Source organism: uncultured Oscillibacter sp., from assembly GCF_910579365.1.
Taxonomy (GTDB): Bacteria; Bacillota; Clostridia; order Oscillospirales; family Oscillospiraceae; genus Oscillibacter.
In genome coordinates this window covers 1-8,671 of sequence record NZ_CAJTUX010000086.1, presented here as the reverse complement: position 1 = coordinate 8,671, position 8,671 = coordinate 1, and the positions used below count along the sequence as shown (strand labels likewise).

Below are 8,671 nucleotides of genomic sequence, written 5' to 3'. Positions count from 1 at the left end.
GTGGCTGGTGCCCGCCTGGAGGGCCTTGTGGTCGTGCATCATGCACTCCACGGTGAAGGTCTCCTCCGCGCCCTTGAACTTCTCCTTCTCGGTTTTCCGGCCCCGGATCACGGGCATGGCCAGGAAGTTTTCCATGAAGTCGGCGTAGACGTTCAGCATCCGCATGGTCTCTTCCCGGGCCTCGTCCTCAGAGGCGTGCATGGTGTGTCCCTCCTGCCAGAGAAACTCCCGGTGGCGGAGGAAGGGACGGGAGGTCTTCTCCCACCGCAGCACGCTGCACCACTGGTTATAGAGCTTGGGAAGGTCCCGCCAGGAGTGGATGATGTTGGCGTAATGCTCGCAGAAAAGGGTCTCGGAAGTGGGACGGATGGCCAGGCGGTCCTCCAGCTGTTCGCTGCCGCCCACGGTGACCCAGGCGCACTCCGGGGCGAAGCCCTCCACATGGTCCTTTTCCTTTTGAAGCAGGGACTCGGGGAGCAGCACGGGGAGGTATACGTTCTCGTGTCCCGTCTCCTTGAAGCGGCGGTCCATCTCGTTCTGGATATTTTCCCAGATGGCGTAGCCGTAGGGGCGGTAGATAAACATGCCCTTGACGGAGGTATAGTCGATGAGCTCCGCTTTCTTGCAGACGTCGGTGTACCACTGGGCGAAGTCCACATCCCGGGCGGTGATGGCGTCCACCTGTCTCTTGTCCATAGCGTTCAAATCCTTTCCCTATTTAAGGTTGCAAAATAACCCCTATATTTTATCCGCCCCAGGTGGAATTGTCAACTGCTTTGGCGCATTTGGCCGGGATGGCTGTTTGCGTTTTGAGGAAAAGCATGGCAGGACACAAATGGCGCCGGAAATCACGGCAGACGGTTGGCCCTCCTGACAAGGGGCGGCCGGGGCGGTTTTTTGGCGCCTCACCGCCCCGGCAGGGGGAAGGACCGGAGGATCACCCGGCCGAAGCAGGCCAGGGTCCGCCCGCTGGCGGAGGGAAGCACCACGTCGGCGTCGGACCTGGCCCGGTTCAGGGAGAAGAGGTAGACGATGCCTGTCGGGTCCTTGTAATACTGCTTGCAAAGGACGTCCCCGTCCACGCAGAAGATGCCCACTTCCCCCGGCTTCAGCGGGTCCCGGTTCACATAGACCACGGACCCGTCGGCGATGAAGGGGGCCATGGAGTCCCCCTGAATTCGGACGGCGAACTCCGCCGCCGGGGGCACGTCGCCGATGACGGGGATGTAATCGAAATCCTCCCCAAAGGCGGGGGAGGCGTACCCGGCGGCGGCGGGAGTGCGGTAGAGGGGGATCATCCTGGGCTCCGCCGCCCCGGGCACGGCCTCCGCCTCATCCCGGCAGGCGCAAAGAGCTTCCACCACGGTCCGCACGGACTCCCGCCCCAGGGGGGAGAGGCTCCGGTAATTCTCCAGCAGCCGCTGTTCCTTCGGGTTCAGGGGCTGTCTTTTTTGCCGGAAGCTGTCCTGAAACAAGGTGTTGGGGTCGGTCTCCAGAGCGTCAAAGAGCCGGAGCATGATCTCTTCCTTGGGAAAGCTGACCCCCGTCTCATAATTTCCCACAGCGGAGGGCGAGACTCCCAGCAAAGCGGCCAGCTCCGTCCTGGTCATATCCAGTTCCCCCCGCCGGGCCCGCACTCTCTCCCCGAAGGACATAAGCCCCCTCCTCCCATACAATTTCCTCAATCTTACCAGCCGCCCGAGGCCCTGTCAATCAAAATTTCAAGTTTCTTGTAAAATACCCCTTGACATACTAGAACAAATGTGCTATTTTAAAATCACCGCCAAGATTCTTGTATCCCTGTCCCCAAAGTCCCGCCGCGAATCACCCCGTCGCACGTCAACGGAAGTCCAAGCGTCCCCCCCAAAAAAACGCCCCCAACCCCCGTCCCCCGCAAAAAAAGAATCACCTGCGAACCCAACGCAGTGGTTCGCAGGTGAAAGCGAAGAAATTCCCCGTCCGGCGGAGCTTTCCGTCCCTTCGGGGCGGAAAGCGCAGCGGTAAGGGGAATTTCTGAGCTGGTGGGGGAAGGTGGATTCGAACCACCGAAGTCAGTGACAACAGATTTACAGTCTGCCCCATTTGACCGCTCTGGAATTCCCCCAGATAGAAGATGAAGTTTTGGAGCTGGTGGACGGACTCGAACCCCCGACCTGCTGATTACAAATCAGCTGCTCTACCAACTGAGCTACACCAGCAGTTCCAACAGCAGTGTTTATTCTAGCAGATGCGTTTCCATTTGTCAACAAAAATTTTCCCGTTTTCCAGGTTTTTTTAAAGGAGAGTATTGGATGATTTACACAAGACACCGTCCCCGGAGGCGTGCCCTGCGCTGCACGATGTGCGGCCGGGAGATTGTCCGGGGCGAGGAGTACTGGTTTTGCAGCGGCCGCCTGGCCTGTGCGGATTGCTTTTTGGAGCTGGCCCGGGGAGAGCTGGCCCCCTGCCGGGAGGTCTGCGGAAGGGAGGAATGGCTGTGACCCTTCTGGAGATGTCCGGCGTCTATCAGGACAGCGCCGCCGCCCTGCACGGGCGCATCGTGGAGCTGCGGGGGCAGGAGCGGGCCCAGGAGGACCCGGAGGCGGCCTTCCGCCTCCGGCGGCGCATCGACGAGCTGACCCCCCTCTGGAGAGAGGCCCGGGAGCTGGCGGCTCTCACCGCCCATTATTATGACAGGAGTTTTCATAATTATGAGAAATACACCCTTTGATACCCGTGCCAGCGAGTGGATCGGGGACATGACGGTCTGGCGGCGGCAGAACGACCCGGACAACGCCGAGCGGCTGGACCGCCTGCGCCGCAACCTCCGCCGGGCCCGGGAGGCGGAGCTGACGCCCCGCCAGCGCCAGATGCTGGAGCTTTACTTCGACCGGGGGATGAACATCCCCCAGATCGCGGAGGAGCTGGGGGTAAACCGTTCCACGGTGTCCCGGACCCTCCGCCGGGGGAAGGAGCGGCTGTACCGCTGCCTGCGGTACGCTTTGTAAATTTTGGCTGGAAAAGAGAAGGAAAAAGACGGGAATTGAGCAATATTTCCCCCTGGTTTCTCTTGCGGTTTGTGCCGGAAGCGGCTATAATCAAAGCCAGTATCGGAAAAGACGGGAGGTCCGCCGTCCCAGACCCGCCGGGGCGCGGGGGAGGCCGCCGGACCAGGAGGAACGACATGAAGGATATGATGTACAATTCCCTGCACAACCGTTGGCTGCGGCTGCTGGCCGCCATGCTGGGGGAGGGGGTGGTGGCCCTGGCGCTGCGCCTGTTCATTGTGCCGCTGGGCCTTTACTCCGGCGGACTGATGGGCCTTTGCCAGCTGATCCGCACGCTGCTGCACAACGGCCTGGGCCTGGAGGCGGACATCGCGGGCGTTCTCTATTTCATCAGCAACGTGCCCATTCTGCTGCTGGGCTACAAGACCCTGGGGCGGGCCATGACCTTCAAGACCATCGCCTGCACAGTGTCCTTCTCCTTTTTCTACAGCATCTTCCCCTCGCCCTCCGTCCCCATTGTGGAGGATTATCTCACCTCCTGCCTGCTGGGGGGCATCATCGTGGGCGTGGCCAGCGGCATCGTGCTGACCTGCGGCGGCAGCGGCGGCGGGCTGGACATTGTGGGGCTGTGCCTGAGCAAGCGGGGCAGCCGGTTCACGGTGGGCAAGTTCTCCCTGACCTTTAATCTGTTTCTCTATGCCGCATGCCTGGTTCTCTTTGTGCCGGAGGTGGCCATCTATTCCGTGATCTACAACTTCTTCTCCGCCATGGTGCTGGACCGGATGCACCAGCAGAACGTAAGCGTCCAGGCCATGATCTTCACCAAGGAGGACGAGAAGGAGCTGGGCCGCTTCATCATCGAGAAGCTGGGCCGCAGCGTCACCTATTGGGAGGGCACCGGGGCCTACAGCGGCAAGGGACTCCACGTGCTGGTGGTGTGCCTTTCCAAGTTTGAGATCGAGGAGCTGCTCCACGCGGTGCACGAGCGGGACGACCACGCCTTCGTCACCGTGCAGGAACGGGTCCGGGTTTTCGGCAACTTTGTGCGCAAGCTGGAGTGACCCATACGCGGAACCGCCCGGGCGGCTGAGGAACCTCAGCCGCCCGTTTTTTCGACCTCCCGCACCCGCAGGACCTCCCCCTCCACGGTGAAGCGCACCTCCAGCCCGGCGAAGCCGAAGCCGTACACCCGGCCGGGGTCCTCCTGATACCGGGGCCGGGGGTCCAGGGCCAGCACGGACCGCAGGGCCTCCCGCCGCTCCGGGGGGATTCGCTCCAGAAGCTCCGGCGGGAAGTCCACCGCCAGCGTCTCCCCGGCGGGGGCGGAGGCGAAGCCCCCCGACGCCTCCGGCCGGCAGTCCGCGTAGGGAAGATAGGGCTTGATATCCAGAATGGGCGTGCCGTCCACCAGGTCCGCCCCCCGGACACGGAGGACCGCGCCCCACTCCCGGGTCTCCTCCACTCCCGCCAGTGTCACGGCGGACAGGGCGATGGGGTTGGGCCGGAAGGGGGAGCGGGTGGCGAAGACCCCCAGCCGGGCGTTGCCCCCCAGCCGGGGCGGGCGGACCGTGGGGGACCAGCGCTGCCGGACCGCCTGATGAAACACCCAGACGAGCCAGAGATGGGAAAAGCCCTCCAGCCCCCGCAGGGCGGCGGGGTCGCGGTACTCCGGTTCAAAGACCACCAGAGCCTCCAGGGACTCCACCAGCCCGCTCTGCCGGGGGACGCCGAATTTGCCGGCAAAGTCGCTGCGGATGTGGGCGATGGCGCTCATGGCAAATGTCTGAGACATGGCGGGAACCTCCTCCTGTTCGTTTCCGCCATTATACAGCAGCCGGCGGGAAAAGGGAAGCCCACGATAAGTAGCCGCCGGAGAACCCAGCAGGGTCCTTCCGGCGGTCCGGGGAGTTTAGAACGCGCGGTCCAAGGCCCGCCCGGCGTCGTCCACCGTATTCCGGACGGCCCTTCCGGCGTCGTCTGCGGCGTCCCGGGCGTCGTCCATCAGACTGCCCTCCGGCGTGACGCCGCTGCCGCTGGAATTGCCGTTGGTGTTGGCGCCGTTGTTGGCGGTTCCATTGGTGTTGGCGCCGTTGTCATATCCGCCGTTGTTGGTTCCGGCGGTGTCGCTGCCGGTAACGGCGCTTCCGGTCTGGTTCCCGGCGCTGTTTTGGGCCCCGCCGCCGCAGGCGGTGAGGGTGAAGACCAGCAGCAGGGACGCCAGCAGGAACATCAGCGTGTTTTTCATGAGATGCGCCTCCTTACGATTCTCAAAGGGGCCCCGGCAGGGGCCCCGCAGTTCCGTCAAAGAAGCGCAGGACGCAGAGGTCTTGAGCTGCTTTGGCGGCGCGGGCGGGAAAACCCGTCCCGCGGTTTCACGATACCCGAGTGCTAGTGTCCCCCGCTCCTCCGGGGCAAACCCTGGGACTTTCAGGGATGAGCGCCTTTTTTTGAAAGGCGGAGACATGAAGCGGGGACCGGGACCATAAGCATACTGTAGGCGTCCGCTGAAGGAAGCGCGCCGGAAAGGAGTGCTGGCCCATGGATTTTAAGGGAAGCGAGACGGAGGCCAATCTGCGGCGGGCTTTCGTGGGGGAGGCGCAGTCCCGGAGCAAATACGACCTCTTTGCCGAGGCGGCCCGGGAGGAGGGCTGCCTGCAAATGGCCGCCCTGTTTGAGGAGACGGCCCAAAACGAGCTGGCCCACGCCCGCATGTGGCTCCGGGCGCTGAAGGGGCTGGGGTCCACGGCGGAGAACCTGGCCGCCTCCGCCGTGGACGAAAACGCCCTGTGGACCCATGTGTACACGGATATGGCCCGCACCGCCCGGGCGGAGGGCTTCCCTGAGCTGGCGGCCCGGTTTGAGGGGGTGGCCCAGGCGGAGCGGGCCCACGAGGTCCGGTTTTTGAAGCTGCTGGACAATCTCCGGCGGGACCAGGTATTCCGCAAAGACGCCCCCGTCCTCTGGTACTGCCGGAACTGCGGACACCTGGAGTGGGGAAAGCGCGCCCCCGCCGCCTGCCCGGTCTGCGGGCGGCCCCAGGGATTTTTCCAGATCAAGGCGGAAAATTATTAAATCGTGTCCGGCGGAGGCGGACAAACGGGGGCGCTTTCCCCCAAAAACGGCATGCAAAAGAATTTTATCTCTGAGGACGCAAAAAATTCAGCAAAATGACGTATATTTTATAGGAAAACTGGTGTAAACTAACAAAAAGAACTTTACTGCCAGGGAAAAATTTTCGAAATGTTTGTGCAATTATCCATTGACTGGAGACGAAAAAGCGGTTATGATGGTAAAGTAATGACTCGTGGGCAAAAACGTTTGATTTCGATTCGATACAGAAAAGGAGAGCTGCAACATGTATACGCAGGAAGTCACTGTCAACAACGAAGTTGGTTTGCACGCCCGCCCCGCCACATTCTTCATCCAGAAGGCCAACGAGTTCAAAAGCGGCATCTGGGTCGAGAAGGAGGACCGCCGCGTCAATGCGAAGAGCCTGTTGGGCGTGCTGTCCCTGGGCATTGTGAAGGGCACCCCCATTACGCTGATCGCCGACGGAAGCGACGAGAAAGAAGCGGTCACCGCCCTGGTGGACCTGGTGAAAGACAACTTCGGAGAGTAATGCGCCGTCCCCGTGCTGCCCGTCAGCGCGGGGTGGTCTTTTTTTCGCCGCGAAGCCAGGGGAGAAGCGGCGCCCGGAGCGGGTTCGCCCCGGGCGCGCAGGCCCTGGACCGCGGAGCCCCCATTCACCCGGAAAAGGAGGCGGAGCATGACCAAGGACGAGCTGAAGGAGAAGGCCAACGACCTGCCCCTTGCCCCCGGGGTCTATCTGATGATGGACCGGACGGGCAAGGTCATTTACGTGGGCAAGGCGAAAAAGCTGAAGAACCGCGTCAGCCAGTATTTTCAGGACAGCGCTTCCCACACGGCGAAGACCCGGCAGATGGTCTCGCAGATCGACCATTTTGACACCATCTTTGTCACCAGCGAGTTTGAGGCCCTGGTGCTGGAAAACTCCCTCATCAAGCGGCACATGCCCCGGTACAACATCCTCCTCAAGGACGACAAGGGCTATCCCTTCGTCCGTCTCTCCAAGGAGGACTATCCCCGCTTCTCCATGATCCACAAATGGGCGGACGACGGGGCGAAGTACTTCGGCCCCTTCGGCGGCCGGTTTGAGACCCGGCAGGCCCTGGACGCGGTGTGCGCCGCCCTGCGGCTGCCCACCTGCAACCGGAAGTTCCCCCGGGACATCGGCGCGGAGCGGCCCTGCCTGAATTTCCACATGGGCCGGTGCGACGGGTTCTGCCGCCCGGAGATGACGGCGGAGGAGTATAACCGCCGGATTCGCCAGGCCTGCCAGATGCTGGAGGGCAAGGCCAAGGACCTCCTCCGGGAGATGACCGGGGAGATGGAGGCGGAGGCGGAGGCGCTGCGGTTCGAGCAGGCGGCGGCCCTCCGGGACCGGATCAACGCCATCAGCGCCCTGAGCAAGAAGCAGACGGTCATCGCGGGCCTCTGCGCGGACACGGACATCTGGGGGCTGTACCGGGGAGCGGGGAAGTGCTGCTACGCCGTTTTGCACATGGAGGAGGGGAACCTGGCGGGCCGGGAGACGGAGCTGTTCACCGCCCCCATGGAGGAGGGGGAGGAGGAGATGCTCTCCGCCCTGACGGCCCAGTACTACCTGCCACGGGCCATCCTGCCCCACGAGATTCTGCTGCCCTTTGAGACGGAGGGGTACTGCGAAAGCCTCTCCGAGGCGCTGACCAAGCGGGCGGGCCACAAGGTCTGGGTCCACGTCCCCCGGCGGGGGGAGAAGGCGGACCTGCGGGCCATGGCCCAGCGGAACGCCGCCGAGGAGGCGGAGCGGGCCACCACCGCTGAGGAGCGGGTGGCCCACACTCTGGAGCTTTTGACGAAGATGCTGGACCTCCCCGCCCCGCCCAGGCGGCTGGAGTCCTTCGACATCTCCAACACCGGGGGCAGCGACATCGTGGCCTCCATGGTGGTCTACAGCGGCACAAGGCCGCTGAAAAGCGCCTACCGCCGGTTCCGCATCAAGGACTTGGAGGGAAAGCCCGACGACTACGCCTCCATGCGGGAGGTGATCCGGCGGCGGCTCCAGCGGGCGGCGGACGGGGACGAGAAGTTCCTGCCCCTGCCGGACGTGTTTTTGATCGACGGCGGCGTCACCCACGCCCAAACGGCCCTGGCCGTGGCGGAGGAGTTTGGCGTAACCGTCCCCATCTTCGGCATGGTGAAGGACGACCGGCACCGGACGCGGGCCCTGGTGACGCCGGAGGGCCGGGAGATCGGCATCGTGGGGAACCAGGCGGTGTTCTCCCTCATCGGGCAGATTCAGGAGGAGACCCACCGCTTCGCCATCACCTACCACCACGAGAGCCACGGGAAGAGCGCCATGCGCTCCGCTCTGGACGGCATCCCCGGCGTGGGTCCCAAGCGGAAGGAGGAGCTGCGGAAGCGGTTCGGGACCATCAAGGCCATCCGGGAGGCGGACGCGGAGACCCTGGCGGCGGTGGTGCCAAAAGCCGCCGCCGAGGCGGTGTGGCGGCACTTCCACCCAGAAACGGAGGGCGCCGGAGAGCCATAAAAAAGGACCGAAGAGCTTAGCTCTTCGGTCCTTCTATTATGCCGCGGCTTCGTTGCCGCCGCTTCAGCCTGGT

Annotated in this window: 11 protein-coding genes and 2 tRNA genes; 7 read left to right on the top strand and 6 right to left on the bottom strand. The window is 63.4% G+C overall.

Annotation, left to right across the window (positions count from 1 at the left end):
• The 4 genes from QZ329_RS13800 to QZ329_RS13785 form a co-directional block, all read right to left on the bottom strand.
• The coding region (locus QZ329_RS13800; RefSeq protein WP_365352176.1) for an aminoacyl--tRNA ligase-related protein at window positions 1–696 on the bottom strand (696 nt) is incomplete at its 3' end.
• Window positions 697–905: 209 nt separating this feature from the next.
• Window positions 906–1,655 carry a S24 family peptidase gene (locus QZ329_RS13795; protein ID WP_295753580.1) on the bottom strand — a complete coding sequence of 250 codons (750 nt, stop codon included), beginning with the start codon at window positions 1,653–1,655 and terminating at the stop codon, window positions 906–908.
• 364 nt (window positions 1,656–2,019) lie between these two features.
• A tRNA-Tyr gene (locus QZ329_RS13790) sits at window positions 2,020–2,104 on the bottom strand.
• Between the two features lie 18 nt (window positions 2,105–2,122).
• Window positions 2,123–2,198 (bottom strand) — tRNA-Thr (locus QZ329_RS13785).
• A 93-nt stretch (window positions 2,199–2,291) separates the two neighbouring features.
• Between QZ329_RS13785 and QZ329_RS13780 the strand changes: the two genes are divergently transcribed.
• The 4 genes from QZ329_RS13780 (at window position 2,292) to QZ329_RS13765 (ending at window position 4,048) form a co-directional block, all read left to right on the top strand.
• Window positions 2,292–2,480 carry a hypothetical protein gene (locus QZ329_RS13780; RefSeq protein WP_295753579.1) on the top strand — a complete coding sequence of 63 codons (189 nt, stop codon included), beginning with the start codon at window positions 2,292–2,294 and terminating at the stop codon, window positions 2,478–2,480.
• Window positions 2,477–2,710 carry a hypothetical protein gene (locus tag QZ329_RS13775; RefSeq protein WP_295753578.1) on the top strand — a complete coding sequence of 78 codons (234 nt, stop codon included), beginning with the start codon at window positions 2,477–2,479 and terminating at the stop codon, window positions 2,708–2,710. Before QZ329_RS13780 ends, QZ329_RS13775 begins: the two co-directional genes overlap by 4 nt.
• Window positions 2,691–2,987, top strand: coding sequence for a sigma-70 family RNA polymerase sigma factor (locus QZ329_RS13770; RefSeq protein WP_295753577.1), 297 nt, complete (start codon window positions 2,691–2,693; stop codon window positions 2,985–2,987). Before QZ329_RS13775 ends, QZ329_RS13770 begins: the two co-directional genes overlap by 20 nt.
• A gap of 176 nt (window positions 2,988–3,163) precedes the next feature.
• Window positions 3,164–4,048: a YitT family protein gene (locus QZ329_RS13765; protein ID WP_295753576.1), complete on the top strand. Its 885-nt coding sequence runs from the start codon at window positions 3,164–3,166 to the stop codon at window positions 4,046–4,048.
• A 35-nt stretch (window positions 4,049–4,083) separates the two neighbouring features.
• On the opposite strand, the gene tsaA is transcribed toward QZ329_RS13765, so the two are convergent.
• The gene (tsaA, locus tag QZ329_RS13760) at window positions 4,084–4,779 is read right to left on the bottom strand and encodes a tRNA (N6-threonylcarbamoyladenosine(37)-N6)-methyltransferase TrmO (RefSeq protein ID WP_295753575.1); all 696 of its coding nucleotides are present in this window, start codon (window positions 4,777–4,779) and stop codon (window positions 4,084–4,086) included.
• A 117-nt stretch (window positions 4,780–4,896) separates the two neighbouring features.
• Entirely contained in the window at window positions 4,897–5,232 is a 336-nt protein-coding gene (locus QZ329_RS13755; RefSeq protein ID WP_295753574.1) for a hypothetical protein, read from the bottom strand.
• 293 nt (window positions 5,233–5,525) lie between these two features.
• Between QZ329_RS13755 and QZ329_RS13750 the strand changes: the two genes are divergently transcribed.
• From QZ329_RS13750 to uvrC, 3 genes are all read left to right on the top strand, one after another.
• A complete protein-coding gene (locus tag QZ329_RS13750; RefSeq protein WP_295753573.1) occupies window positions 5,526–6,059 on the top strand; it encodes a ferritin family protein in 534 nt (177 codons plus the stop codon).
• 283 nt (window positions 6,060–6,342) lie between these two features.
• Window positions 6,343–6,606 carry an HPr family phosphocarrier protein gene (locus QZ329_RS13745; protein ID WP_295753571.1) on the top strand — a complete coding sequence of 88 codons (264 nt, stop codon included), beginning with the start codon at window positions 6,343–6,345 and terminating at the stop codon, window positions 6,604–6,606.
• 147 nt (window positions 6,607–6,753) lie between these two features.
• On the top strand, window positions 6,754–8,598 hold the full coding sequence (gene uvrC, locus QZ329_RS13740; RefSeq protein WP_295753570.1) for an excinuclease ABC subunit UvrC: 1,845 nt from the start codon (window positions 6,754–6,756) through the stop codon (window positions 8,596–8,598).
• The last annotated feature ends 73 nt before the right edge of the window (window positions 8,599–8,671 follow it).

Excerpts from the sequence above, each read along its gene's own strand:
- QZ329_RS13745 (WP_295753571.1), top strand. The coding sequence starts at position 6,343 with ATGTATACGCAGGAAGTCACTGTCAACAACGAAGTTGGTTTGCACGCC.
- QZ329_RS13795 (WP_295753580.1), bottom strand. The coding sequence starts at position 1,655 with ATGTCCTTCGGGGAGAGAGTGCGGGCCCGGCGGGGGGAACTGGATATG.
- QZ329_RS13770 (WP_295753577.1), top strand. The coding sequence starts at position 2,691 with ATGAGAAATACACCCTTTGATACCCGTGCCAGCGAGTGGATCGGGGAC.
- QZ329_RS13750 (WP_295753573.1), top strand. The coding sequence starts at position 5,526 with ATGGATTTTAAGGGAAGCGAGACGGAGGCCAATCTGCGGCGGGCTTTC.
- QZ329_RS13755 (WP_295753574.1), bottom strand. The coding sequence starts at position 5,232 with ATGAAAAACACGCTGATGTTCCTGCTGGCGTCCCTGCTGCTGGTCTTC.
- QZ329_RS13780 (WP_295753579.1), top strand. The coding sequence starts at position 2,292 with ATGATTTACACAAGACACCGTCCCCGGAGGCGTGCCCTGCGCTGCACG.
- uvrC (WP_295753570.1), top strand. The coding sequence starts at position 6,754 with ATGACCAAGGACGAGCTGAAGGAGAAGGCCAACGACCTGCCCCTTGCC.
- tsaA (WP_295753575.1), bottom strand. The coding sequence starts at position 4,779 with ATGTCTCAGACATTTGCCATGAGCGCCATCGCCCACATCCGCAGCGAC.
- QZ329_RS13765 (WP_295753576.1), top strand. The coding sequence starts at position 3,164 with ATGAAGGATATGATGTACAATTCCCTGCACAACCGTTGGCTGCGGCTG.